This is a genomic window from Pseudomonas sp. GNP014 (assembly GCF_054344005.1).
Genome location: NZ_JBTGUS010000001.1, coordinates 178,752 through 205,019 on the forward strand (window position 1 = coordinate 178,752; position 26,268 = coordinate 205,019).

Genomic DNA, 26,268 nt, shown 5'->3' on the forward strand with positions numbered 1-26,268 from the left:
TTGGGTGTTATATGGTCAAGCCTCACGGGCAATTAGTATTGGTTAGCTCAACGCCTCACAGCGCTTACACACCCAACCTATCAACGTCGTAGTCTTCGACGGCCCTTCAGGGAACTCAAGGTTCCAGTGAGATCTCATCTTGAGGCAAGTTTCCCGCTTAGATGCTTTCAGCGGTTATCTTTCCCGAACATAGCTACCCGGCAATGCCACTGGCGTGACAACCGGAACACCAGAGGTTCGTCCACTCCGGTCCTCTCGTACTAGGAGCAGCCCCTCTCAAATCTCAAACGTCCACGGCAGATAGGGACCGAACTGTCTCACGACGTTCTAAACCCAGCTCGCGTACCACTTTAAATGGCGAACAGCCATACCCTTGGGACCGGCTTCAGCCCCAGGATGTGATGAGCCGACATCGAGGTGCCAAACACCGCCGTCGATATGAACTCTTGGGCGGTATCAGCCTGTTATCCCCGGAGTACCTTTTATCCGTTGAGCGATGGCCCTTCCATACAGAACCACCGGATCACTAAGACCTACTTTCGTACCTGCTCGACGTGTCTGTCTCGCAGTCAAGCGCGCTTTTGCCTTTATACTCTACGACCGATTTCCGACCGGTCTGAGCGCACCTTCGTACTCCTCCGTTACTCTTTAGGAGGAGACCGCCCCAGTCAAACTACCCACCATACACTGTCCTCGATCCGGATAACGGACCTGAGTTAGAACCTCAAAGTTGCCAGGGTGGTATTTCAAGGATGGCTCCACGCGAACTGGCGTCCACGCTTCAAAGCCTCCCACCTATCCTACACAAGCAAATTCAAAGTCCAGTGCAAAGCTATAGTAAAGGTTCACGGGGTCTTTCCGTCTAGCCGCGGATACACTGCATCTTCACAGCGATTTCAATTTCACTGAGTCTCGGGTGGAGACAGCGCCGCCATCGTTACGCCATTCGTGCAGGTCGGAACTTACCCGACAAGGAATTTCGCTACCTTAGGACCGTTATAGTTACGGCCGCCGTTTACCGGGGCTTCGATCAAGAGCTTCGCGTTAGCTAACCCCATCAATTAACCTTCCGGCACCGGGCAGGCGTCACACCCTATACGTCCACTTTCGTGTTTGCAGAGTGCTGTGTTTTTAATAAACAGTCGCAGCGGCCTGGTATCTTCGACCGGCATGAGCTTACGGAGCAAGTCCTTCACCCTCACCGGCGCACCTTCTCCCGAAGTTACGGTGCCATTTTGCCTAGTTCCTTCACCCGAGTTCTCTCAAGCGCCTTGGTATTCTCTACCCAACCACCTGTGTCGGTTTGGGGTACGGTTCCTGATTATCTGAAGCTTAGAAGCTTTTCTTGGAAGCATGGCATCAACCACTTCGTCACCTGAAAGGTAACTCGTCATCAGCTCTCGGCCTTAGAATCCCGGATTTACCTAAGATTCCAGCCTACCACCTTAAACTTGGACAACCAACGCCAAGCTGGCCTAGCCTTCTCCGTCCCTCCATCGCAATAACCAGAAGTACAGGAATATTAACCTGTTTTCCATCGACTACGCTTTTCAGCCTCGCCTTAGGGACCGACTAACCCTGCGTCGATTAACGTTGCGCAGGAAACCTTGGTCTTTCGGCGTGGGTGTTTTTCACACCCATTGTCGTTACTCATGTCAGCATTCGCACTTCTGATACCTCCAGCAAGCTTCTCAACTCACCTTCACAGGCTTACAGAACGCTCCTCTACCGCATCATCCGAAGATGATACCCGTAGCTTCGGTGTATGGTTTGAGCCCCGTTACATCTTCCGCGCAGGCCGACTCGACTAGTGAGCTATTACGCTTTCTTTAAAGGGTGGCTGCTTCTAAGCCAACCTCCTAGCTGTCTAAGCCTTCCCACATCGTTTCCCACTTAACCATAACTTTGGGACCTTAGCTGACGGTCTGGGTTGTTTCCCTTTTCACGACGGACGTTAGCACCCGCCGTGTGTCTCCCATGCTCGGCACTTGTAGGTATTCGGAGTTTGCATCGGTTTGGTAAGTCGGGATGACCCCCTAGCCGAAACAGTGCTCTACCCCCTACAGTGATACATGAGGCGCTACCTAAATAGCTTTCGAGGAGAACCAGCTATCTCCGAGCTTGATTAGCCTTTCACTCCGATCCACAGGTCATCCGCTAACTTTTCAACGGTAGTCGGTTCGGTCCTCCAGTCAGTGTTACCTAACCTTCAACCTGCCCATGGATAGATCGCCCGGTTTCGGGTCTATTCCCAGCGACTAGACGCCCTATTAAGACTCGCTTTCGCTACGCCTCCCCTATTCGGTTAAGCTCGCCACTGAAAATAAGTCGCTGACCCATTATACAAAAGGTACGCAGTCACAGAACAAAGTCTGCTCCCACTGCTTGTACGCATACGGTTTCAGGATCTATTTCACTCCCCTCTCCGGGGTTCTTTTCGCCTTTCCCTCACGGTACTAGTTCACTATCGGTCAGTCAGTAGTATTTAGCCTTGGAGGATGGTCCCCCCATATTCAGACAAAGTTTCTCGTGCTCCGTCCTACTCGATTTCATGACTAAGAGATTTTCGCGTACAGGGCTATCACCCACTATGGCCGCACTTTCCAGAGCGTTCCGCTAATCTCAAAGCCACTTAAGGGCTAGTCCCCGTTCGCTCGCCACTACTAAGGGAATCTCGGTTGATTTCTTTTCCTCAGGGTACTTAGATGTTTCAGTTCCCCTGGTTCGCCTCTTGCACCTATGTATTCAGTACAAGATAACCATCTTATGATGGCTGGGTTCCCCCATTCAGACATCTCCGGATCAAAGTCTGTTTGCCGACTCCCCGAAGCTTTTCGCAGGCTACCACGTCTTTCATCGCCTCTGACTGCCAAGGCATCCACCGTATGCGCTTCTTCACTTGACCATATAACCCCAAGCAATCTGGTTATACTATGAAGACGACATTCGCCGAAAATTCGCAAAACTCTTAAGAGTCACTCACAAATTTTACCTTAGCCTGATCCGTTACCAGTGAAAGTAACGCTCAGTCTATCTTTCTATCACATACCCAAATTTTTAAAGAACGAACTAGTCAAAGACTAGAAATCAACATTCATCATCACACTGATGGAATGCTCATTTCTAAGCTTTCAAACTTCAGAAGCAGTAGTGGTGGAGCCAAGCGGGATCGAACCGCTGACCTCCTGCGTGCAAGGCAGGCGCTCTCCCAGCTGAGCTATGGCCCCGTATTTCTACAGGCGTTTCCCACACAAAATTGGTGGGTCTGGGCAGATTCGAACTGCCGACCTCACCCTTATCAGGGGTGCGCTCTAACCAACTGAGCTACAGACCCAATTTCGGGCTGCTTCTATCGTCTTCTTCAATGAATCAAGCAATTCGTGTGGGAACTTATGGAGCAGCTGATGTCGTCGATTAAGGAGGTGATCCAGCCGCAGGTTCCCCTACGGCTACCTTGTTACGACTTCACCCCAGTCATGAATCACACCGTGGTAACCGTCCTCCCGAAGGTTAGACTAGCTACTTCTGGTGCAACCCACTCCCATGGTGTGACGGGCGGTGTGTACAAGGCCCGGGAACGTATTCACCGCGACATTCTGATTCGCGATTACTAGCGATTCCGACTTCACGCAGTCGAGTTGCAGACTGCGATCCGGACTACGATCGGTTTTATGGGATTAGCTCCACCTCGCGGCTTGGCAACCCTTTGTACCGACCATTGTAGCACGTGTGTAGCCCAGGCCGTAAGGGCCATGATGACTTGACGTCATCCCCACCTTCCTCCGGTTTGTCACCGGCAGTCTCCTTAGAGTGCCCACCATTACGTGCTGGTAACTAAGGACAAGGGTTGCGCTCGTTACGGGACTTAACCCAACATCTCACGACACGAGCTGACGACAGCCATGCAGCACCTGTCTCAATGTTCCCGAAGGCACCAATCCATCTCTGGAAAGTTCATTGGATGTCAAGGCCTGGTAAGGTTCTTCGCGTTGCTTCGAATTAAACCACATGCTCCACCGCTTGTGCGGGCCCCCGTCAATTCATTTGAGTTTTAACCTTGCGGCCGTACTCCCCAGGCGGTCAACTTAATGCGTTAGCTGCGCCACTAAGAGCTCAAGGCTCCCAACGGCTAGTTGACATCGTTTACGGCGTGGACTACCAGGGTATCTAATCCTGTTTGCTCCCCACGCTTTCGCACCTCAGTGTCAGTATCAGTCCAGGTGGTCGCCTTCGCCACTGGTGTTCCTTCCTATATCTACGCATTTCACCGCTACACAGGAAATTCCACCACCCTCTACCATACTCTAGCTCGCCAGTTTTGGATGCAGTTCCCAGGTTGAGCCCGGGGATTTCACATCCAACTTAACGAACCACCTACGCGCGCTTTACGCCCAGTAATTCCGATTAACGCTTGCACCCTCTGTATTACCGCGGCTGCTGGCACAGAGTTAGCCGGTGCTTATTCTGTCGGTAACGTCAAAATTGCAGAGTATTAATCTACAACCCTTCCTCCCAACTTAAAGTGCTTTACAATCCGAAGACCTTCTTCACACACGCGGCATGGCTGGATCAGGCTTTCGCCCATTGTCCAATATTCCCCACTGCTGCCTCCCGTAGGAGTCTGGACCGTGTCTCAGTTCCAGTGTGACTGATCATCCTCTCAGACCAGTTACGGATCGTAGCCTTGGTGAGCCATTACCTCACCAACTAGCTAATCCGACCTAGGCTCATCTGATAGCGCAAGGCCCGAAGGTCCCCTGCTTTCTCCCGTAGGACGTATGCGGTATTAGCGTTCCTTTCGAAACGTTGTCCCCCACTACCAGGCAGATTCCTAGGCATTACTCACCCGTCCGCCGCTGAATCCATGAGCAAGCTCACTTCATCCGCTCGACTTGCATGTGTTAGGCCTGCCGCCAGCGTTCAATCTGAGCCATGATCAAACTCTTCAGTTCAAACATCTTTGGGTTTTTAAGAAACCCTAAACTTGGCTCAGCAATCGTTGGTTACATCTTTGATTTCTCGCGGAGTAACTTGTGATGCTGATAATCTTGTTGACTATCAGTCTGACTCCACAAGCACCCACACGAATTGCTTGATTCAGTTGTTAAAGAGCGGCTGGTTAAGATCTTTCGTCTCAACCGAGGCGCGCATTCTACAGCAGCCTCATTTGCTGTCAAGTGATTATTTTCAGAAGTTTTCGAAGAATTCCTCAACAACTTCAACCACTTGCGCTTCCGATCTCTCGTTAGCGGGAGGCGAATTCTACAGCGTTACTCGCTGTTGTCAACACCTCTTTTTCTCCGCTTTCGACCGAGAAGATCGAACCGTTGAAAGCGCCAGATCAACCGGCATTTCCAACTCCTTCCAGGCTTCGATAATCTTAAGCAAGCCACTGTCGAAAACTGCCTAACTCATTGAATATCAAGGAGTTTTCCGTTTCGACTGCGCCGGAAGTGGGGCGAATTATAGACTTCTAGAATTCGCCGTCAACCGTTAATTTCGCTTTTCTTGCAAAACCTGCTTTTTAGCCAGCAAACGCGGGATCCGCCGCGTCACTGGCGGAATACGCAGCAGCAGAAGCACAGTACCTATAAAGGCATAGATCGCCCACTCTTCGAGATCAGCACGCACAATCCACAGCATATGCAGCAAACCCAGGCCAAGAATCACGTACACCAGACGATGTAACTTCTTCCAACGCACACCTAAACGACGCTGACTGTAGCGATTGGAGGTCACCGCCAGCGCCAACAGTCCTAGGAAAGCCAACGCCCCTACTATTATGTAAGGCCGCTTACGCAGTTCGACCGCCAGCTGCGACCAATCGAACCCCAGAATGAACGCCATATAGCTGCCCAGGTGCAAAACCACATAGGCAAAACACCAAAGCCCCAACTGCCGACGAACAGCAATCCACCCTGCCCACCCGGTTAGCTTTTGCATCGGTGTCATGCTCAGGGTAATCAACAACAACACCAACGTCCCCAGCCCCAGCCGATCCACCAGCACTTTGCCAGGATCAGGCCCGAGCAAATCCCCGAGAGCCTGATACAACCACAGCATCGGCCAGACTGCCGCCGCAATGAAAACGCCTATACGCCAGTACGGGAATCGCATCAGTAGTTCTTCCGCAGATCGAGCCCTGTATATAAAGAAGCGACTTCATCCGAATAGCCGTTGAACATCTGCGTATCACGCACATTCGGCTTGAACAGACTGTTCGGCAGACGCCGCTCCCGCGCCTGGGTCCAGCGCGGGTGATCGACCGTCGGATTCACGTTCGCGTAAAAGCCGTACTCATCTGCCGCAATGCTCTGCCATGTCGTCTTTGGCTGCTCGCTGACAAGACTGATCCGCACAATGGATTTGACGCTCTTGAAGCCATACTTCCACGGCACCACCAGACGCAGCGGCGCACCGTTCTGATTCGGGAGTTCGCGGCCATACATACCCACCGCAAGAATCGCCAGAGGATTCATCGCCTCATCCAGGCGCAGGCCCTCTACATAAGGCCAGTCGATCAAAGCGAATCCCGAGCGCTGCCCAGGCATGCTCTTGGGATCCTGCAAGGTTTCAAAGCGAATGTACTTGGCTTTGGAGGTGGGCTCGACCTGCTTGAGCAGCGCCGAGATCGGAAAACCGATCCATGGAATGACCATCGACCAGGCCTCGACACAACGCAGTCGATAGATGCGCTCTTCCAACTGATACGGTTTCATGAAGTCTTCCAGCGCATAGCGCCCCGGCTTACCCACCTCTCCGTCTACCACCACCGTCCACGGTTCGGTTTTCAACGCGCCGGCATTCGCCGCCGGATCCCCCTTGTCGGTCCCGAACTCATAGAAGTTATTGTAGTGCGTCGCATCTTTATAAGGCGTGATCGCCTCATCCTTGACGTTGACCGCCCCCCATTTAGTAGAGGGAAGCTTTTCGGCAAACCAGGCTGGCGCCTTGCCCGGCTCGACATCGGGATAACGCGCCGCGTCATCGGCACTGGCCCAGCGTGGCAGGCTACTGACGGCGATACCGGCAGCAGTGGCCCCCAGCAACTGGCGGCGGGAGAGATAAATGGATTCAGGCGTGACATCCGACTCATGGCAGTCAGACGCTTTGGGGACTTTGATCAGCATGGCAACTCCGCAGCTTTGGAGGACAGATGCACCCATAGACTGCGGAGTATGCGGGAAATTACATCACTCGGCTTTTTTGTGCCGACGAAGATGCAACAGGTATTGCACCGGGCCGGAAGCAGCGTAGGCGAGGAACACCAGCAGCAGAATGCGCGGTGGATCGCTGAAGACCACGGCGAACACCAGCACCACTGCAAGGATTGCCACGAACGGCACCCGCCCTTTCAAGTCCAGCTCTTTAAAGCTGTTGTACTTGATGTTGCTGACCATCAGCATGCCGGCAGCCGCGACCATCAACGCGACCAGGAACGACATTTTCGAACCCTGGATGCCGTAATCGCTGAATGCCCAGACGATACCGGCCACCACACCGGCGGCTGCCGGACTGGCCAGGCCGATGAAGTAACGTTTGTCTGCGGTGCCAACTTGGGTATTGAAACGTGCCAGACGCAACGCCGCGCCCGCTACATAGATGAAGGCAACCATCCAGCCGACCTTGCCCATGTCACCCAACGCCCAGCCGAAAGCCAGCAGCGCCGGCGCGACGCCAAAGGCAACCATGTCCGACAGCGAGTCGTACTCGGCGCCGAATGCGCTTTGCGTGTTGGTCATGCGCGCAACCCGGCCGTCGAGACCGTCGAGCACCATGGCAACGAAGATCGCGATCGCAGCGAAGGCGAAATACTTGCTCGCATTCGCCGAATCGCCAGCGCTCAGGGCCGCCTGGGCGCTCATCGAGTTGATGATGGAATAGAACCCGGCAAACAGGTTCGCCGTGGTGAACAGGTTCGGCAGCAGATAGATACCACGATGCCGGACTTTACGACCTTCTGCGTCGTGCCCTTCTTCGATGTGTTCATCGATGGGCAGCAGGCTTTCGGCGTCAGAAGCCTTGTTCGGCTCTTCGGGACGTTCGCTCATGGACATTACCTTGCAACGGTTTGGAGAAAATTCGACAGATGCTTGAGGACGACAGTTCGGCCACAAACGATGCAGCTTTATACCAGAACCACCGCCTCAAACGAAAAAACGCGGCCGAGGCCGCGTTTTTCGTACAAGGGTGACGACTTAGTTTTTGGCTTTGTCGACGATCTTGTTGGCACCGATCCACGGCATCATGGAGCGCAGTTGCTCGCCGATGATTTCGATACCGTGAGCGGCGTTGTTACGACGCTTGGCGGTCATCGAAGGGTAGCCGGTTGCGCCTTCGCTGATGAACATTTTGGCGTATTCGCCGTCCTGAATGCGTTTCAGGGCATTGCGCATGGCCTGACGGGATTCGGCGTTGATCACTTCCGGACCGGTCACGTACTCGCCGTACTCGGCGTTGTTGGAGATCGAGTAGTTCATGTTGGCGATACCGCCTTCGTACATGAGGTCAACGATCAGCTTCAGTTCGTGCAAGCACTCGAAGTAAGCCATTTCCGGCGCGTAGCCAGCTTCAACCAGAGTTTCAAAACCGGCTTTTACCAGCTCAACGGTACCGCCGCACAGAACGGCTTGTTCGCCGAACAGGTCGGTTTCGGTCTCGTCCTTGAACGTGGTTTCGATGATGCCGGTACGACCGCCACCAACGCCAGCAGCGTAGGACAGTGCAACGTTTTTGGCGTTGCCCGAAGCGTCCTGGTAGATCGCGATCAGGTCAGGGATACCGCCGCCTTTGACGAACTCGGAACGTACGGTGTGGCCCGGGGCTTTCGGCGCGATCATGATCACGTCGAGGTCGGCACGCGGAACAACCTGGTTGTAGTGGATCGCGAAGCCGTGGGAGAAGGCCAGGGTGGCGCCCTTCTTGATGTTCGGCTCGATTTCGTTCTTGTACAGCTGGGACTGGAACTCGTCCGGGGTCAGGATCATGACCAGGTCGGCGCCGGCAACAGCGGCAGCCACGTCGGTCACTTTCAGGCCGTGAGCTTCAGCTTTGGCAACGGTGGCCGAACCTTTACGCAGACCAACGGTAACGTCGACACCGGAATCTTTCAGGTTGCACGCTTGGGCGTGGCCCTGGGAACCGTAACCGATGATGGCAACTTTCTTGCCCTGGATGATCGACAGGTCGCAGTCTTTATCGTAGAAAACTTTCATGAATTTCCCCTATATATCCAGGCCGTTCAGGCCATTCGCTAATTTGGTTTAGATGCTGAGTACTTTGTCGCCGCGGGCAATGCCGGTCACGCCGCTACGGACGGTTTCCAGAATTGATGCGGTGCCGATGGACTGAATGAAGCTGTCGAGCTTGTCGCTGGTACCGGTCAATTGAACGGTATACACGCTGGCGCTGACGTCGACGATCTGTCCACGGTAAATATCGGTGGTGCGTTTGATCTCGGCGCGCTGGGCGCCAGTGGCCTTGACCTTGACCAGCATCAGCTCGCGCTCGATGTGAGCGCTTTCCGACAGGTCCACCAGCTTGACCACTTCGATCAGCTTGTTCAGGTTTTTGGTGATCTGCTCGATGATTTCATCGTGGCCCACGGTGGTCAGCGTCAGACGCGACAGGGTCGGGTCTTCGGTCGGGGCCACGGTCAGGCTTTCGATGTTGTAGTTGCGCTGCGAGAACAGGCCGACTACGCGAGACAAAGCGCCGGGTTCGTTTTCCAGAAGCAAGGAAATAATGTGCCGCATGATTAAGTACGCTCCGTCTTGCTCAGCCACATATCGCGCATCGAGCCGTCTTTGATCTGCATCGGATAGACGTGCTCGCTGGTGTCGACCGAAATGTCGATCACGACCAGGCGATCCTTCATGGCGAACGCTTCTGCCATCTTCGACTTCAAATCTTTCGATTCGGTGATGCGTACGCCAACGTGGCCGTAGGCTTCAGCCAACTTGACGAAGTCAGGCAGCGATTCCATGTAGGAGTGCGAGTGACGGCTGCCGTAGCTCATGTCCTGCCACTGACGAACCATCCCCAGAACACCGTTGTTGAGGATGACGATTTTCACCGGCAGACCATATTGCAGGCAGGTCGACAGCTCCTGGATGTTCATTTGGATGCTGCCTTCGCCGGTCACGCAGGCGACGTCATCATCCGGAAAGCTCAACTTGATGCCCATGGCCGCCGGGAAACCGAAGCCCATGGTGCCCAGGCCACCGGAGTTGATCCAGCGATTAGGCTTGTTGAACGTGTAGTACTGCGCCGCGAACATCTGGTGCTGGCCCACGTCGGAAGTGATGAAGGCATCGCCCTTGGTCACTTCGCACAGGGTCTCGATCACGGTCTGCGGCTTGATCTTGCTGCCATCGCCCTTGTCGTAAGGGAACAGGCCGCGATCACCGCGCCATTCATCGACTTGCTTCCACCAGCTGGCAACCGACTCCTTGTTCGGGGTCTCGCCGATTTCCTTGAGGATCGTGACCATTTCGGTCAGGACGCTCTCTACCGGGCCAACAATTGGCACGTCGGCCTTGATGGTCTTGGAGATCGAAGCCGGGTCGATGTCGATGTGGATGATCTTGGCGTTCGGGCAGAACTTCGCCGCGCCGTTGATCACGCGATCGTCGAAACGCGCGCCGACCGCCAGGATCACGTCAGCGTGGTGCATCGCCAGGTTGGCGGTGTAGCTGCCGTGCATGCCGAGCATGCCGATGAACTGCCGATCGGTACCAGGGTAACCACCCAGGCCCATCAAGGTGTTGGTCACTGGCAGGTTGAGCATCTTCGCCAGTTCGGTCAGCGGTGCGGAACCATTGCCCAGAATCACGCCGCCGCCGGAGTACAGCACTGGACGCTTGGCCGCGAGGAGCATTTCTGCCGCCTTGCGGATTTGCCCCGAGTGACCGCGAACGGCCGGGCTGTAGGAGCGCAGCTTGGCTTTTTTCGGGAAGACGTATTCGAACTTCTCGGCCGGATTGGTCATGTCTTTCGGGATATCGACCACGACCGGGCCCGGACGACCGGATTGCGCCAGGTAGAAGGCCTTCTTCATGACTTCCGGGATTTCCGAGGCGTGCTTGATCATGAAGCTGTGCTTCACGATCGGCCGGGAGATACCGATCATGTCGGTTTCCTGGAACGCGTCGGTGCCGACCATGGTGCTTGGCACCTGACCGGAAATGATCACCATTGGAATCGAGTCCATATAGGCCGTGGCGATACCGGTGATGGCGTTTGTGGCGCCTGGACCGGAAGTCACCAATACCACGCCGGCTTTACCGGTGGCACGGGCGTAGCCGTCAGCCATATGGGTCGCCGCTTGCTCGTGACGAACCAGGATGTGGGTCACTTCCGGTTCTTTGAACAGGGCATCGTAAACATGCAGGAGAGCACCACCCGGGTACCCGTAGATATATTTGACGCCTTCGTCACGCAAGAAGCGGACGAGCATCTCACCGCCAGATAAAAGCTCCACGTTGTTCACCTCTAAAACGCCAGAATACCGTCCACAAAAAAGGGGCGGGTCTTAATAGGTTTACTTCTCGGCAGAGCATGAGCGACGGTGGTCGCCGACTACGTCAGCACTGACTGAGCAAGTATTGGGATCGTCCCAAGTGTTGCGGGCCTTTCCCACCCAGCGCGAGGTAACGCGTTGCGGGTGTAACAGGTCGGCGCGGATGTGCGCCTCATGATCTACCGAGTGGGTCTGCTTCTGGCAGTCCCTCTACAGCGGACTTTGGATTCTTCTGTTTCGCCCTCTCCAAGTCAAGCCGTCTATGTGCTTAATTGTGGGTAAGCACATGAGAACGCAAGAAAAAACCTGAAAACCGCTACTCTGTTAGCGTCAATTGCGCAATTTTGCCAAGGAATCAGCATGCGAACGCTACTCCTCACTCTGCTGATCGGCCTCAGCCCGTGGTGCATGGCCGCTCAAATTTACACATGGGTCGACGCTCAAGGTGTCACGCACTTCGATGCGCAGCCGCCGCAAGGCCAGCCGTCCAGTACCGTACAAACGCCCTCCTCGCCACCGCCCAAAGCTGCGCCAATGCCGGGCAGCGGTGCACTGGGGGATCAGAAGGTGATCGACGCCAAGGTCAAGAAACAGGTCGCCGACCAGCAGGCACAGCTCAAACAGTTTTGCGAACAGGCACGGACGAACCTTGCGCAATTGCAGAACAATCCACGTTTGAGAGAAGAAGTAGAGGGAGAATTACGGCGCCTGGACGCTGCACAACGGCAGGAAGCGCATTATCGAAGCGCAGAAACAGATTACGCAAAACTGTGAATAGAGACCTGTAGGCGCTGCAGCAGGCTGCGATCGTTAAAGACAAGATCAAAAGATCGCGGCCTGCGGCAGTTCCTGCACGGAATCGGTATTAACGGGAAGCGGTGATCAGCAGGTCGAACTCTTTGAGCAGCACCTGCAACTGGCGATCCTTGCCCTGCAGATTGCGCTGGGCGAAGACCATTTCAGCCATTTCCTGAATCCCCGAGGCATTGGGCAACGGCAGATCCTGCTCGAGGATCATTTTCATCCGTGGCAGGAAGATCCATTGCAGCCACTGCTCAAAGTCCAGTGTGTCGACCGAAAACGGCTCGACACTGCTCAGGGCTTCAGCCGACGGCGAGACCTCGTCCCACCAGCCCTGAGTGCGCAACTCACGCTCGATCAGCAACAGCTGATCGGCGATTTTCGGGAAACGAACATCCATCACAGCGAAACCCTGGCCTTCTGACGGGCCTGCGCGGCGCCGGCAGCGTCACCTTGTTTTTCACGGGACTGCGCGATGATTTCCCACAGATTGGCTTGCAGATCAGGACGACCGTTGGCCATGGTCAATGCACGACGGGCAAATTGCTCGGCTTGCGGGGCGTCACCCTGGGCCATGCGCACTTGCGCCAGACGGTAAAGCACTTGCGGCTCACGCGGGGCAACACGCTGGGCACGCTCCAGGCTGGACGACGCGCCATTGAGGTCGCCACCGGCCTGTTGCTGTTGCGCAGTGGTCAGCAACGCGAGCACCGGGCCGTCCAGTTGCTCGTCGGCCGACAGACCGCCGCCGCTGCTGGCCGAAGGAATGCCGCTCGGCGTCGACGGCATGCTGTAGCTGCCAGTGTTGACGGGCGCCGATTCAACCGGCGACGGGTTGTACGGTCCCGGGGTAATTCCGCCGGACGCCGGTCCCGGCACGATTGGCGAAGTGCTGATCGGCGCGGATGTTGTCGCGCCGCCGCCCGGCACCATCACTACCACGCCGGTATCGCCTTGCGGGATCGCCTGAGTCTGGCCCTGCACAGGGCGCTTGACGGTCGTTTGACGGAAGCCGCCATTGGCCGAAATGCGCTCGCTGTTGGAGACGGCGGTACCGGAATCGACCACCGGAATCGAACCACGCTGTACGGTAGAGCAGCCGCTGAGCAAAGCCACGGCGGTCACCGCTGGAATCAACCACTTGTTCACTTGAAACCCTCTTTGCTTAATTCATCCAGCCCTTGACCCAATCCATCACCGATTCCGGCGAAGCAGGCGTTTCGCTTGCACACGCGGCGCCGGGTGGCGGTTCGCTGCCGCGAATATACGGCATCTGCACCGCCCCCGGGCAGTTGGCATCGGAGCCCTGCCCGGTCCGCGAATCGACCCACGCCTGGACGATGTTGTCCGGCTGCGGCATGTCCAGCGGCAGCGGATCGGCCTTGCGCATGAAACTGGTCCAGACCTGCAGCGCACCGGTAGCCCCGGTGAACGGTGTCTTGCCGTTGTCATCGCGCCCCAGCCAGACCACCGCCAGCAGATCCTGACTGAAACCGGCGAACCAGCTGTCACGCGAATCGTTACTGGTACCGGTCTTCCCGGCCAGGGTCAGCGTCTTCGGCAGCACGTTATAAACCGAACTGCCGGTACCTTCACGCATCACCCGCTGCATGGCGTTCTGGATCAGGTAGATCGACGCCGGATCGAAACGCTGCTCGATCTGGAACGGATAACGCTTGAGCGGCTCGCCCTCGGCGGTCAGTACGCTGCGAATCCCGCGCATCGGCGTATTGAAACCACCATTGGCGAGGGTCTGGTACATGGTCGCCACTTCGATCGGGGTCATGCCGCCAGCACCCAGCAACATCGACGGGAACGCCGGGAATTCACGGGTCACACCCAGACGCGCAAGGGTCTTGAGCACATTCGGCACACCGACTTCCAGCCCGAGACGCGAGGTCGACAGGTTGTAGGAGTGCGCCAGCCCTTGATAGAGGAACACCGTGCCGTGGGAGCGACGGTCATAGTTCTGCGGCTTCCACACCTGGCCGTCCGCGCCCTTGATCGACAACGGCTCATCCGACAGCCAGCTGGTCAGCGTGTAATGGCTCGGTTTCTCCAGCGCCGTCAGATAGACCGCCGGCTTGACCAGGGAACCGATCGGCCGCACGGCGTCCAGCGCCCGGTTGAAACCGGCGTAACTGGCCTGACGGCTGCCGATCATGGCCTGCACTTCGCCGGTTTCCGGGTTGGTCACGACCATGGCCGCTTCGACGTCGTCGGAGCCCTTGCGCCCGGCCAGACGTTTAAAGGTATCGTTGACCGAAGCCTCGGCCTTCATCTGCAGAATCGGGTCGAAACTGGTGAAGATCCGCAGACCTTCTTCGGTCAAGTCTTCGTCGCGATAGTCTTCACGCAACTGGCGTTTGACCAGATCAATAAAGCCCGGGAACGAGCTGTCGGCGAGCTTGCCGCGCGTCGTCACGCCCAGTGGCATTTTCTTCGCGGCCTCGACCTGCTCCGCGGTTGCCACGCCTTGTTGTTCAAGCACGTCGAGCACCAGGTTACGCCGCTCCAGCGCACGCTCCGGGTTGCGACGCGGGTTGTAATAAGACGGACCTTTGACCATGCCGACCAGCAATGCAACCTGGTGCAACTTCAACTCGGACAACGGTTGACCGAAGAAGAACTGACTCGCCAGACCGAAACCGTGCACCGCACGCTGACCGTCCTGACCGACGAAGACTTCGTTGAGGTACGCCTCAAGAATCTCTTTCTTGTCGTAATGCAGCTCCAGCAACATCGCCATCATCGCTTCGGTGAGCTTGCGGGTCAGGCTGCGTTCATTGGTCAGGTAGAAGTTTTTCACCAACTGCTGGGTCAGCGTGCTGCCGCCCTGAGTCATTTTGCCGCCAGAGGTGTTGACCCAGATGGCCCGGGCAATCGACTTCGGCGATACGCCCCAGTGGCTGTAATAGTCGCGATCTTCAACCGCAACCAGGCTTTCCAGCAGGTACGGCGGCACCTGATCGAGCTTGATCAGGATGCGGTCTTCAAGGTTTTTCGGGTAAATGCCACCGATCATCAACGGTTCGAGACGCACGACCGACAGTTTCGAACCGTTGATCGCCGACAGCTCCGCCACGTAGTCACCGGAGAAACGCACGCGTACCGGCTGTGGTTTCTCCAGGCCTTCATAGAACTGGAAACCGCGGGTATTCAGGTCGACTGTGTTGCCATTGACCGCTGCGGCACCGGGGCCGTTGCTCACGGCTTCGCGACGATAGCCGAGGGCATCGAGTTCGGTGAGGAAATCGTCCTTGCTGAGCTTTTGTCCGACGAACAGCTCAAGCGGGCGTGCGTACACCTTGGCCGGGATGGTCCAGCGCTTGCCGGAGAACTTCTCCTGCACCACGGCATCGAGGTAAACGGCAAAGCCGGCCAGCACCACAAGGCCGACCAGACTGAGTTTAATGGCCCAGCCCAGCCACGGGCTCAGGCCCTTGGCAGGTGGTTTTTTCTTGGTACGGGGGGATCGAGATCGAGTCATGGCGGCGGATTATACGCACTTTATTCATAGTCAACAGGAGCGCTCCGAGGTTTGCGTCGGGCTGGCGAGCGGCCATAATGGCGACCTCGAATTTCCCCCAGTCTCTGAAGGATCGCCCGTGAGCCAGTCACTGATCGCTGCCCTGCAAAACCCGGCCCTCTACCCGCACCCCGTCGAAGGGTTCCAGGTCATCGAAACCCACATTTCGTGGGTGATCCTCACCGGTCCCTTTGCCTACAAAGTGAAGAAGCCGGTGAATTTCGGCTTTCTCGACTTCACCAGCCTGGAGTCACGCGCGCATTTCTGCGCTGAAGAACTGCGTCTGAACCAGCGCCTGACCGACGATCTGTATCTGGACGTGTTACCGGTCACTGGCAGCGCCGAAGCACCGCAACTGGATGGTGACGGTCCGGCCATCGAATATGTGCTGAAGATGCGTCAATTCCCGCAGACCGGTTTGCTCAGCACCCTGCAGGCCAACGGCGAGCTGACCACTCGGCATATCGACGAAATGGCCGAGCAGATTGCTCACTTCCACCTCAGCGCACCAAAAGTGCCGGCCGAACATGAAGCTGGCACCCCGGACGCGGTGATGGCACCGGTTTCGCAAAACTTCGAACAGATCCTGCCGTTCCTCAGCGATAAAAGCGATCTGCTGCAACTCGAAGCGCTGAAAGCCTGGGCCGAAAGCAGCTTCGAACGCCTCAAGCCATTGTTCGCGCAGCGCAAGACCGAGGGCTTCACCCGCGAATGCCACGGTGACATCCACCTGGGCAACGCCACAGTCATCGACGGCAAAGTGGTGATCTTCGACTGCATCGAGTTCAACGAACCGTTTCGTTTCACCGACGTCTGGGCCGACACCGGTTTCCTGGCGATGGACCTGGAAGACCGCGGCCTGAAATCCCTGGCCCGTCGCTTCATCAGCCAGTACCTGGAGCTGACCGGTGACTATCAGGGCCTGGAAGTGCTGAACTTCTACAAAGCCTACCGCGCTCTGGTTCGCGCCAAGGTTGCGCTGTTCAGCATGCCGGCGGACGCCACGCCGGTGCAGCGCGCGACCACCCTGCGCCAGTATCGCAACTACGCCAACCTGGCAGAAAGCTACAGCACCATTCCGTCGCGCTTCATGGCCATCACCCACGGTGTTTCCGCCGTCGGCAAGAGCCACGTGGCCATGCGTCTGGTCGAAGCGCTGGGCGCGATCCGTCTGCGCTCCGATGTCGAGCGCAAGCGTCTGTTCGGTGAGCAAACCGTGGCCAATGACGTGCAGGCCGGCATTTATAGTGCCGATGCCAGTGTCGCGACCTACGCGCGGCTGCATGAGATCGCAGAGATCATCCTGCACGCCGGTTTCCCGGTGGTAATCGACGCGACTTACCTCAAGCGTGAACAACGCGACAGCGCCGCGAAAATCGCCGAAGCCACTGGCACGCCGTTCCTTATCCTCGACTGCAATGCGCCGCAGGCGGTGATCGAGAGCTGGCTGGCGATTCGTCAGGCGGATCAAAAAGATCCTTCCGACGCCACCCTCGCCGTGATCGAAGCCCAACAGGCCAACCGCGAAGCGCTGACACCGGAAGAGATTCTGCGTAGCAAGCGCGTGCAGACCAACGAATCCGGCACGCTGGATACGGTGGTCGCGCAGATCCGTCAGCGCCTGCCAGGCCTGTAAGAAACTATTTCGGCCGTGAAGCCCTCGCTCGCTTCACGGCCGTCAAATAGTGGCACTATACTGGCGTCATAAAACCAACAGGTGATATGACATGAGCCAGCCGAAACTTCTCGACACCCCGCTTTATGCCCTGCTGCACAAGGATGACATCACCGGTTTTAACAAGGAGCGTCCCAATGACGGCCCGATCGACATGGTGGGCGGCGACTTCCGCGGCCTCGACCTGCGCGAACTGAATGCCGATGGCGTGGATTTCCGGGACGCGTATTTCCGTTCCGCCGACCTGCGCGGCATCGATTTCCGCAACTCATCGCTCGAAGGCGCAAGCCTGGCCCACGCCCAGATTTCCGGAGCGTACTTCCCGCCGGAACTGAGTGCCGATGAAATCCTGATGTCGATGAATTTCGGTACGCGGTTGCGCTATCGCACTCGCTGATCGCCTCATTATTCCCTGACACAACGCCTTCCCTGTGGAGTGAGCCTGCTCGCGATAGCGGTCTAACATTCAACACATGTGTGCCTGCCAGTCCGCTATCGCGAGCAGGCTCACTCCTACATTCAATTGTGCTCCCCCCCTTTCTGCGTTCGCAGGCCGTTCAAGCGCCCTTTCTTAGAAGCGTTTGCGTTGAATCCGACCAAACAACCACGCTTTTCCTACTGATGGCTACACTCCTGAGAAGCTCGCCCACGCACCATTCGGCCGTCGCAAGGAGGCTTGATGAATGATGAACTGCAACACCTGAAAAATCTTGGCAAGACGTCGGCGCAATGGCTGCATGCCGTGGGCATCCACAGCGCCTCGGACTTGCGTCGCCTGGGTGCGGTGGACGCCTACCGGGCCGTGCGTACCCGTGGGTTTCGCGCATCGAAGGTGTTGTTGTATGCGATCGAGGGGGCATTGATGGATGTGCACTGGAACGACATCCCCGCCGAACGCAAGGATGCCTTGAACAAACAGCTCGAAGCGATTTCCTCGCGCCACAAGAACTGAACGGGCGCTGACCGCCATGTATCTGCTAGGGGAACAATCGGCGTACGCCGATGCACTGATCAATCGCTTGCAGAATTTGCCCGCGAAGTGGCTGGAGGGTCTGGCGCCGTGCGCGCCGGTTCTGCAGATAGACGCGACCGCTGACCTGATGGCGCAGTTACCTGGCGATCAGGTATTTCTACTGAGCGAAGGCGTGATCAACGGCAGCGTCGGCGCACGGCTACTGTTTTACTGGCAGGAAGGCGATCTGATCGGCCTGCAGCAGGGCGACGCCTGGGCCGATTGCCGTTTGTGCGCGGACGGGCCATTGCGCTTGATGCCCTATCGGCGCAGCGATGTTTTCCTGCATCTGTTTGCCGAGCCCATTCGTTCAGAACAGTTTCTGGAATATCTGCTGGGGCAAATGGCCCTGCTCGCCCATGCCGTAGCCGAGCTGAAACCGCGCGAGTTTCGCAGCACCAACGGTTTCAAACGGGTCGAGGCCGGTGAAACGCTGATCCACCAGGGCGATGCGGCCGATCATGTGTTTGTGATCATAGATGGCCACGCCGAGGCATTCGTTGACGGGCATAAAGTCGGCGAAGTGCCCAAGGACGAGATCTTCGGCGCCATGGCCGTGTTCACCGGCGAGCCGCGCAATGCGACGGTCATTGCGCGAGAACCGAGCACGGTGATGTTGATTCCCGGTGATCAGTTTTTGAGCATGTGCCACACCAATCCGAAGATCGCCCACAGCCTGATCGAGAGCATGGCGCGGCGCATCGGCCAGTTGAATCACCAGATCACGCAACTGACACCGAGCAAAGGTTAGCGCTGAAGCCCTGCTTTTGCGGGACATTCCGGCCATTTTTGGGGCTGAATAAAATAAATGCAAAAACAGTGGTTGACTCGGTAATGAGAATCGCTATGATTATCACAACTGATCGCGAGATCGGTCGATATTCTGAAAAGCCCTTGGTTCGGACTCTCAGATTATCTCCTCATCAGGCTAATCACGGTTATTTGACCCGGTTTTTACCGGGTCTTTTTTTGCCCGTGGAAATGTCATTTACCGAACTGTTTGCGCATCTGCGTGCAGTAATCCTGCTTCGCAGTGGGCGAGGTGTACCAGACGAAATCGGCCATTGCCGCGGTCACGTCATCGCCCTGCTCTGCCAGCATCAGCACCGTCGGTGACTGAGTCGCGCCCAGGTCCAGCACATGTAACGGCACGCCCAGATCTTTTCGCGCATGCCACGCCCCCGCCAACAATAATGACGGTGTCGGCGCCGCCAGCAGACGCTCGGCCATGCGCCGGTCACGCTGTTGCTGCACCGCCAGCATCGCCGGCATCTGCGATTCAGGCAGCAGGCCGCAGTGGGAATCGCCGATCTGGTCCAACAAAACACTTTTCACAGGCTGAGCATTGCTGCGCTCACCGCGCAAAACTGGCGGGTTGCGATAAAACGTGTGGATTTCACTGCGCTCAAGATTCGCCGCCAACAGTGGCGAGGGTTGAGTCAGAGCAAAGCGGACGATCGGACCATAAAGACTCCAGTCCCAGCCCTCCTCCCAGGCCAATGCACCGGGGAGATCGGCAGGCAGTTTCTGCGCGTGATGCACTTGATCGATTCGGGGCTGCTGCTCCGGGGTGAGCATTTCCATCAGCAGACTGCCTTGGGGGCGCCGCTCGGCCAGCGTCTGCAACAGCCAAAACTGCACAGCATGATGATCGGCATTGTCATGCTGTTCGCCGATCAGCACCCGCTCAGGCCTGGAAAGACGCGCCAACAATTGCTCCGCCGTCAGCACCTGACCGCTGTGCAGATCGCGGATGTCATCGGCGACGGGTGGCGGTGCAACAACATGCTGACACCCCGCAAGCCACACCAGCGCCAATAACCACATCCCACGCATGCAATCACCTCGACGAGAATCTCAGCGGGCGATGATCAGCGGATGCCCGCGCTCCGGGTGCGGTTGCACCAGAACTTCAAGACCGAACACGGCTTTCAGGGTATCCGGGCGCAACACTTGCTCCGGCGTATTCAGCGCGACTGGACGGCCACCTTCAAGCAACAGCACCCGATCACAATAGCGCGCCGCCAGATTCAGATCATGCAGAATCACCAGCACCGCCGCGCCGCGATCGGCGAAGTCGCGTACCGCTTGCAGCGTGGTGTGCTGATGCAACGGATCGAGCATCGACGTCGGTTCATCCAGCAACAAGGTTTGCCCGGCCTGCCCCGGCCAGAGTTGCGCCAGGACCCGCGCCAGATGCACCCGTTGACGCTCGCCACCGGACAACGCCAGATAACTGCGCCCGCTCAAATGCCCGGCATCCGCAGCCGCCAGCGCTGCGGCGACAATCTCGTCATCGCGCACTCGCCCGGTTTGATAGGGCAAACGCCCCATCCCCACCACTTCCTCCACGCGAAAGGCAAAATCCAGAGTTGAGACTTGCGGCAACACCGCCAGGCGTCGAGCGCGTTGCGTGCCGCTCCAGTTGCTCAACGCCTCACCGTCGAGGCAAACCTCACCCTCGCTGGCACTCAGCTCCCCGCACAAGGCGCCGAGCAAGGTACTTTTACCGGCACCGTTCGGCCCCAGCACACCCAGCACTTCACCCGGTTCAAGTTGCACCGTGACGCCGCTTAGCACGGTCTGGCGGCCGCGCTGGATGCGCAGATTGTGTGCACGCAGCATCAGGTGCGTCCTCGCAGCAGCAGATAAAGGAAGAACGGTGCCCCGATAAACGCCGTGACGATGCCGATCGGCAGTTCCGCCGGCGCCAGCGCCAGCCGTGCGACCAGATCGGCCAGCAACAGCAGGCTGGCCCCGGCCAGTACCGAGGCTGGCAACAGCACGCGATGATCCGGCCCCGCCAGCAAGCGCACCAGATGCGGCACCACCAGCCCGACGAAACCGATCATCCCGGCCGCTGCCACCGCCGCGCCGACCCCCAGCGCCGTGCAAAACACCAGCTCACGCTTGAGGCGTTCGACATCAATCCCCAAGTGCCCGGCCTCGGATTCACCCAGCAGCAAGGCATTCAGCGCCCGTGCCCGACGCGGCAGCCACAGCGCGACGCCGGCCGTGATGATCAGCAATGGCCAGAGCCGCGCATAACTGGCGCCATTGAGGCTGCCGAGGTTCCAGAAGGTCAGCGTACGCAAGGTCGCATCGTCCGCCAGATAGGTGAACAGGCCGACCGCCGAACTGGCCAGTGCCGTCAGCGCGATACCCGCCAGCAACATGGTCGCGACGTGGGTCTGGCCGTTGCGCCGACCGAGTCGATAAACCAGCGCCGTCACCCCGAGTCCGCCAAGAAATGCGCACGCCGACAACAGGTACGGCCCGAACCATTCCGGCAAGCCGCCCAACAAAGAACCGCCGACAATGGCGATCGCCGCGCCCAACGCCGCGCCACTGGAAACGCCGACCAGCCCCGGGTCCGCCAGCGGATTGCGAAACAGGCCCTGCATGGCCACACCGGACAGCGCCAGCACGCCCCCCACTGCCAGTCCCAGCAAGGTACGCGGCAGACGAATCTGCCCGAGAATCAACTCAGCCTGCTCCAAGCCGTCCGGCGCCAATGGCACGCCAATCAAACGCAGCGCTGCCCGCAGCGTATCGAACAGCGGCAGGCTGACCGGGCCAAGCGCCAGTGACAGCCAGATCGCCAGCAAACACAGGAGCGTCAGGCCAATAAACAGGCCGCGGGGCTTGACCAGTGTGGTCATTGGCCGCTCTTGGCCGGGTAGAAAGCGTCAGACAAGGTTTGCAATGCCGCCGGCAGACGCGGCCCGAGCCCACCCACCAAGAGCGTTGGATCGAGCTCCAGAACACGCCCGGCCCTGGCCGCACGACTGGCATTGAGGATCGGGTTTTCCTTGAACAGCGCGGCTTTTGCCGCCTCACCGGTGAGCGCCCGGTCGGCAAACACCAGGACTTCAGGATCGAGACCGGCGAGCGATTCCACGGAAAACGGCTTGTAGCCGGAATGGGTCGCCAGATTATGTCCACCGGCCTGTTGCAGCAGCCAGTCGGCAGCGGTGTCTTGGCCGGCTATCAACGGTTTGCCACCGGCATGGCCGAGCAGCAACAGCACGCCGGGCGCTTTCTGTTTCGCCTGCGCTTGCATCACGCGCACTTTCTGCGTCTCGAGTTGCTGTTGATAACCTTGCAGCAGTTGCGTCGCCTGGCGTTCAGCGCCGAGCAAGCGGCCCAGATGTGTGACGTTCTTTTCCAGCGTCGGCAGATCTGGCTGAGCTGAAAACAACTCCACCTGCACCTTGGCGGCTTTCACCTGCGCCAGTACCGGCGGTGGGCCCATTTCTTCGGTGCCGATCAGGATATCCGGGCGCAGGCTGAGAATGCCTTCGGCGGAAAGACTGCGCTGATAGCCAATGCTCGGCAGCGCCTTCAAGGCTTCGGGATGCTGACTGGTGGTGTCGACACCGACCAGTTTCGCTTCACCGCCGAGCGCGCTGACCCATTCCGACAACGCCCCGCCAGCGCTGACCCAACGTTGTGGGAGATCGGCCGCCGCAGCCGGATGGCCGAGGAAAAGACCCATACACAACACAGCAACGCGGGTATTCAGGCGCATACACAGCTTCCTTGAACGAAGTTTTTCCCGGGCATCCGGATGACAGGCCAAGTATCCTCGATACCGGCCGGCCATCCCGCGGGTGAAGGCGGCCATTTGATAATTGTTTGCATTTAAACGTCAAGCTCGGACATATCCAGACACGAGCCGACCTTAGAGGATAGCCATGAAGTTTCTCTGCGCGGGCGCCGAACTGGCCGAGGCCGGCAGCCGCGGTTTCGATCTCGACGGAACAAGGCTGTTCGCCGTGCGCCGTGGCGGTCAGGCCTATGTCTACCTCAACCGCTGCCCGCACCGCGGCGTCGGGCTGGAATGGCAGCCAGACCGCTTTCTCGACCCGAGCAACAGCCTGATCCAGTGCGCCACCCACGGCGCACTGTTTCTGATCGAGGATGGCGAATGCGTCGCCGGCCCCTGTGCCGGGCAATCACTGACGGCGATCCCTTGCCGTGAAGACGCGCAAGGGTTGTGGATTGATGTTTAACCGTTGAGCAAGACGTCGAGTCGACGGTCGATGATCATCTCTTCAGGGGTCAACCGCACACCATAGGCCAGCACTTCAACGCCACAGGCCACGGCCTCGCGCAGCGCGTCGGCATAGGCAGCGTCGATCTCTGCGGCCGGTCGCACCGCGTCAATTGCGGTGAGATTCACGCAATACAACTGCACCGCCCGAATCCCGTCCCGGGCCAGATGCGCCAGCTCCCGCAAATGCTTGGCGCCGCGCTGGGTCACGGCGTCGGGAAACGCCGCCACACGGGTGCCATCGAAGCCCAGGGTGACACTCTTCACTTCCACGTAAGCCGGGCCGCCCGGGTATTCGAGACGAAAATCGATGCGGCTGTTTTCCTGGCCATAGGCAACTTCACGCTTCAACGCGGTAAACCCGTTCAGCTCGGTAATCACCCCGGCCTGCAACGCTTCCTCGACCAGACCGTTGGCCCGCGTCGTATTCACGCAAAACAACCGCCCCTGCGGGGTTTCACCGATTTCCCAGGTGCCCGGCAGTTTGCGTTTCGGATCGTTGGAGCGACTGAACCAGACCTGTCCGCCCTCGACCTGGCAATTGAGCATCGAGCCAGTGTTCGGGCAGTGAATGGTCAGCAACTCGCCGCCAACGGTTTCGATATCGGCGAGAAAACGCTTGTAACGACGGATCAGTCGCGCCTCTTCCAGCGCTGGATAAAAGCGCATCAGGCTTGCCAGCTCTTCAAGCCACGGGCAATCCGTTCAACCGCTTCCTGTAGGCGCGGGAGGTTTTGCGTGTAGGCAAAACGTACGTGGTGGCCGGCCTGATACCGGCCGAAATCCAGGCCCGGGGTAAAGGCAACGTGCTCGGTTTCGAGAAAATGCCGGCAGAACGCGAAGGCATCGCCGCCGAACTGGCTGATATCGGCATACAGATAGAACGCACCCTCGGGCTCAACAGCGATGTTGAAACCGAGCTCGCGCAACGCCGGCAGGAGGAAGTCCCGGCGGCGGCCAAATTCAGCGCGGCGCTCTTCGAGAATGGCTATGGTGTCCGGCTCGAAACAGGCCAAGGCGGCGTGCTGGGCCATGCTCGGGGCGCTGATGTAGAGGTTCTGCGCAAGTTTCTCCAGTTCACTGACCGCCGCATCGGGCGCCACCAGCCAGCCGAGGCGCCAGCCAGTCATGCCGAAATACTTGGAGAAACTATTGAGGACAAACGCGTCGTCATCGACTTCCAGCACGCTGGCCGCATCAGTGCCATAGGTCAGGCCGTGATAGATCTCGTCCACCACCAGATGCCCGTGCCGCGCCTTGAGGGCTGTGGATAACCCGGCCAGTTCATCACGGGTCAGGATCGTGCCGGTGGGGTTGGCCGGCGAGGCAACCAGCGCGCCAACACTGTCATGGTCCCAATGCCGCTCGACCAGATCCGGGGTCAGTTGGTAACGCACATCGGGACCGACAGGCACCAGCTGCGCCGCCCCTTCGACCAGACGCAGGAAGTGCCGGTTGCACGGATAACCGGGGTCCGCCAGCAGCCAGTGTTTACCGGGATCGACCAGCAACGCGCTGGCCAGCAGCAACGCACCGGAGCCGCCCGGCGTGATCAGGATCCGCCGTGGATCAATATTCAGTCCATAGCGTGTCTGGTAGAAACCGGAGATCGCCTCGCGCAACTCGGGAATGCCCCGGGCGGCGGTGTAACGCGTCTTGCCCGCCGTCAGCGCCGCCTGCCCCGCGCGGATGATCGGTTCGGCCGTGGTGAAGTCGGGCTCGCCGATTTCCAGGTGAATCACATCGTGGCCGTCAGCCTGCAATTCGTTGGCCCGCGCCAGCAGCGCCATGACATGGAACGGTTCGATCGCACGACTGCGGGCACTGTAAGGCTGAGCCATTGGTTTTCCTTCGACGGGGAAAAAGAGACGATTCTACCCATCTGCCGGAACGAGCGAGAACCCGTAGCGGTCACAGCCTCAAGAACGCTGGACTGTAACGATATGCGCGTACGCTCCAGGATTGACTAAAATCAGTGATTGAACAGGTCTTCACCACCACCAGACACGGCTTGCCAAACATTTGCAAGCGCCACCCGCCGGGGCCTCGACATCCGGGAGTAGCGCAGGCCGAATTGATCTGGTAAGTTCGCCCGCTTGCAGCCGCAGGGCCGGCAGGTGTCGGTGATGGAGCAATCCTGCGCAATGGATTACAAGAGTAGAGGCGGTCCATTTCATGCCCACCCAAGCAAAGCAACAGCAGCAAGCGACGATCAGCGGCTTCGAACCTTATGTTCCGAAGGCAGGCGAAGAGTACATGGGCGCCCCGATGCGCGCGCACTTCACCAAGATCCTGAACAAGTGGAAACAGGACTTGATGCAGGAAGTCGACCGTACTGTTGATCACATGAAAGACGAAGCGGCCAACTTCCCTGACCCGGCCGACCGTGCCAGCCAGGAAGAAGAATTCGCCCTCGAGCTGCGCGCCCGCGACCGCGAGCGCAAGTTGATCAAGAAGATCGACAAGACGCTTGAACTGATCCAGGACGAAGAATACGGCTGGTGCGAGTCCTGCGGCATCGAGATCGGCGTCAAGCGCCTCGAAGCCCGTCCTACTGCGGATCTGTGCATCGACTGCAAGACCCTGGCGGAAATCAAGGAAAAACAGGTCGGCAAATAATCCCGACCTGAATGAAAAACGGAGCGTGCGAACGCTCCGTTTTTGTTTCTGCCTT

General features: G+C 58.0%; 21 protein-coding genes, 2 tRNA genes, 2 rRNA genes and 1 pseudogene. 7 read left to right on the forward strand and 19 right to left on the reverse strand.

The window, feature by feature from the left end:
* Positions 1–11: 11 nt before the first annotated feature.
* The 10 genes from ACXX9E_RS00850 to ACXX9E_RS00895 form a co-directional block, all read right to left on the reverse strand.
* Positions 12–2,905: ribosomal RNA gene (locus ACXX9E_RS00850) — 23S ribosomal RNA — on the reverse strand.
* A gap of 246 nt (positions 2,906–3,151) precedes the next feature.
* Positions 3,152–3,227 (reverse strand) — tRNA-Ala (locus tag ACXX9E_RS00855).
* Positions 3,228–3,257: 30 nt separating this feature from the next.
* A tRNA-Ile gene (locus ACXX9E_RS00860) sits at positions 3,258–3,334 on the reverse strand.
* 81 nt (positions 3,335–3,415) lie between these two features.
* Positions 3,416–4,952 (reverse strand): 16S ribosomal RNA (locus ACXX9E_RS00865).
* Together the 16S and 23S rRNA genes with 2 tRNA genes alongside form the textbook arrangement of a ribosomal RNA operon.
* Positions 4,953–5,493: 541 nt before the next feature.
* Positions 5,494–6,117 (reverse strand): protein-methionine-sulfoxide reductase heme-binding subunit MsrQ, encoded by a 624-nt coding sequence (msrQ, locus tag ACXX9E_RS00870; RefSeq protein WP_186747933.1) that lies wholly within the window; start codon positions 6,115–6,117, stop codon positions 5,494–5,496.
* Positions 6,117–7,130: a protein-methionine-sulfoxide reductase catalytic subunit MsrP gene (msrP, locus tag ACXX9E_RS00875; RefSeq protein WP_340134735.1), complete on the reverse strand. Its 1,014-nt coding sequence runs from the start codon at positions 7,128–7,130 to the stop codon at positions 6,117–6,119. Before msrP ends, msrQ begins: the two co-directional genes overlap by 1 nt.
* A 63-nt stretch (positions 7,131–7,193) precedes the next feature.
* Positions 7,194–8,051 carry a CDP-diacylglycerol--serine O-phosphatidyltransferase gene (gene pssA, locus ACXX9E_RS00880; RefSeq protein WP_016983477.1) on the reverse strand — a complete coding sequence of 286 codons (858 nt, stop codon included), beginning with the start codon at positions 8,049–8,051 and terminating at the stop codon, positions 7,194–7,196.
* Positions 8,052–8,198: 147 nt separating this feature from the next.
* Complete coding sequence (gene ilvC / locus ACXX9E_RS00885) at positions 8,199–9,215, reverse strand: ketol-acid reductoisomerase (protein WP_007959661.1); 1,017 nt, start codon at positions 9,213–9,215, stop codon at positions 8,199–8,201.
* A gap of 48 nt (positions 9,216–9,263) precedes the next feature.
* Positions 9,264–9,755: an acetolactate synthase small subunit gene (gene ilvN / locus ACXX9E_RS00890; RefSeq protein WP_003205610.1), complete on the reverse strand. Its 492-nt coding sequence runs from the start codon at positions 9,753–9,755 to the stop codon at positions 9,264–9,266.
* Between the two features lie 2 nt (positions 9,756–9,757).
* Positions 9,758–11,482, reverse strand: a complete 1,725-nt coding sequence (locus ACXX9E_RS00895) for an acetolactate synthase 3 large subunit (RefSeq protein WP_123464154.1) — start codon at positions 11,480–11,482, stop codon at positions 9,758–9,760.
* A 399-nt stretch (positions 11,483–11,881) separates the two neighbouring features.
* On the opposite strand from ACXX9E_RS00895, the pseudogene ACXX9E_RS00900 reads away from it, so the two are divergent.
* Positions 11,882–12,299: pseudogene (locus ACXX9E_RS00900) on the forward strand (DUF4124 domain-containing protein).
* Between the two features lie 87 nt (positions 12,300–12,386).
* On the opposite strand, the gene ACXX9E_RS00905 reads toward ACXX9E_RS00900, so the two are convergent.
* From ACXX9E_RS00905 to mrcB, 3 genes are read right to left on the reverse strand one after another with little or no spacing between them, the layout of a single operon-like run.
* Positions 12,387–12,722 (reverse strand): YqcC family protein, encoded by a 336-nt coding sequence (locus tag ACXX9E_RS00905; protein WP_123464131.1) that lies wholly within the window; start codon positions 12,720–12,722, stop codon positions 12,387–12,389.
* Positions 12,722–13,471 carry a tetratricopeptide repeat protein gene (locus tag ACXX9E_RS00910; RefSeq protein ID WP_222834293.1) on the reverse strand — a complete coding sequence of 250 codons (750 nt, stop codon included), beginning with the start codon at positions 13,469–13,471 and terminating at the stop codon, positions 12,722–12,724. The genes ACXX9E_RS00905 and ACXX9E_RS00910 overlap by 1 nt, the downstream gene beginning before the upstream one ends.
* Before the next feature lie 16 nt (positions 13,472–13,487).
* Positions 13,488–15,812, reverse strand: a complete 2,325-nt coding sequence (gene mrcB / locus ACXX9E_RS00915) for a penicillin-binding protein 1B (protein WP_458554928.1) — start codon at positions 15,810–15,812, stop codon at positions 13,488–13,490.
* Positions 15,813–15,930: 118 nt separating this feature from the next.
* On the opposite strand from mrcB, the gene ACXX9E_RS00920 reads away from it, so the two are divergent.
* From ACXX9E_RS00920 to ACXX9E_RS00935, 4 genes are all read left to right on the forward strand, one after another.
* A complete protein-coding gene (locus ACXX9E_RS00920; RefSeq protein WP_458554929.1) occupies positions 15,931–17,487 on the forward strand; it encodes a bifunctional aminoglycoside phosphotransferase/ATP-binding protein in 1,557 nt (518 codons plus the stop codon).
* 91 nt (positions 17,488–17,578) lie between these two features.
* On the forward strand, positions 17,579–17,923 hold the full coding sequence (locus ACXX9E_RS00925) for a pentapeptide repeat-containing protein (RefSeq protein ID WP_123464123.1): 345 nt from the start codon (positions 17,579–17,581) through the stop codon (positions 17,921–17,923).
* 282 nt (positions 17,924–18,205) lie between these two features.
* Positions 18,206–18,478 carry a TfoX/Sxy family protein gene (locus ACXX9E_RS00930; RefSeq protein ID WP_003228231.1) on the forward strand — a complete coding sequence of 91 codons (273 nt, stop codon included), beginning with the start codon at positions 18,206–18,208 and terminating at the stop codon, positions 18,476–18,478.
* Positions 18,479–18,494: 16 nt separating this feature from the next.
* Positions 18,495–19,289: a Crp/Fnr family transcriptional regulator gene (locus ACXX9E_RS00935; RefSeq protein WP_458554930.1), complete on the forward strand. Its 795-nt coding sequence runs from the start codon at positions 18,495–18,497 to the stop codon at positions 19,287–19,289.
* A gap of 233 nt (positions 19,290–19,522) precedes the next feature.
* Here the strand turns inward: ACXX9E_RS00935 and ACXX9E_RS00940 are convergent, their stop codons facing one another.
* Genes ACXX9E_RS00940 through ACXX9E_RS00955 form a run of 4 tightly spaced genes read right to left on the reverse strand, consistent with a single transcriptional unit; the run spans position 19,523 to position 23,069 of the window.
* Complete coding sequence (locus ACXX9E_RS00940; RefSeq protein ID WP_458554931.1) at positions 19,523–20,374, reverse strand: ChaN family lipoprotein; 852 nt, start codon at positions 20,372–20,374, stop codon at positions 19,523–19,525.
* A gap of 21 nt (positions 20,375–20,395) precedes the next feature.
* On the reverse strand, positions 20,396–21,163 hold the full coding sequence (locus tag ACXX9E_RS00945) for a heme ABC transporter ATP-binding protein (RefSeq protein ID WP_128615159.1): 768 nt from the start codon (positions 21,161–21,163) through the stop codon (positions 20,396–20,398).
* Positions 21,163–22,146: a FecCD family ABC transporter permease gene (locus ACXX9E_RS00950; protein WP_177490570.1), complete on the reverse strand. Its 984-nt coding sequence runs from the start codon at positions 22,144–22,146 to the stop codon at positions 21,163–21,165. The genes ACXX9E_RS00945 and ACXX9E_RS00950 overlap by 1 nt, the downstream gene beginning before the upstream one ends.
* A 50-nt stretch (positions 22,147–22,196) precedes the next feature.
* Positions 22,197–23,069: a heme/hemin ABC transporter substrate-binding protein gene (locus tag ACXX9E_RS00955; RefSeq protein ID WP_123464113.1), complete on the reverse strand. Its 873-nt coding sequence runs from the start codon at positions 23,067–23,069 to the stop codon at positions 22,197–22,199.
* Positions 23,070–23,235: 166 nt separating this feature from the next.
* On the opposite strand from ACXX9E_RS00955, the gene ACXX9E_RS00960 reads away from it, so the two are divergent.
* Positions 23,236–23,553, forward strand: coding sequence for a Rieske (2Fe-2S) protein (locus ACXX9E_RS00960; RefSeq protein ID WP_123464111.1), 318 nt, complete (start codon positions 23,236–23,238; stop codon positions 23,551–23,553).
* Here the strand turns inward: ACXX9E_RS00960 and sfsA are convergent.
* Together sfsA and ACXX9E_RS00970 are read right to left on the reverse strand one after the other, a co-directional pair.
* Positions 23,550–24,263, reverse strand: a complete 714-nt coding sequence (gene sfsA, locus ACXX9E_RS00965) for a DNA/RNA nuclease SfsA (RefSeq protein ID WP_458554932.1) — start codon at positions 24,261–24,263, stop codon at positions 23,550–23,552. The genes ACXX9E_RS00960 and sfsA overlap by 4 nt on opposite strands.
* Positions 24,263–25,435, reverse strand: a complete 1,173-nt coding sequence (locus ACXX9E_RS00970; protein WP_123464108.1) for a pyridoxal phosphate-dependent aminotransferase — start codon at positions 25,433–25,435, stop codon at positions 24,263–24,265. Before ACXX9E_RS00970 ends, sfsA begins: the two co-directional genes overlap by 1 nt.
* A 334-nt stretch (positions 25,436–25,769) precedes the next feature.
* On the opposite strand from ACXX9E_RS00970, the gene dksA reads away from it, so the two are divergent.
* Complete coding sequence (gene dksA, locus ACXX9E_RS00975) at positions 25,770–26,213, forward strand: RNA polymerase-binding protein DksA (protein ID WP_003228250.1); 444 nt, start codon at positions 25,770–25,772, stop codon at positions 26,211–26,213.
* Positions 26,214–26,268: the final 55 nt, after the last annotated feature.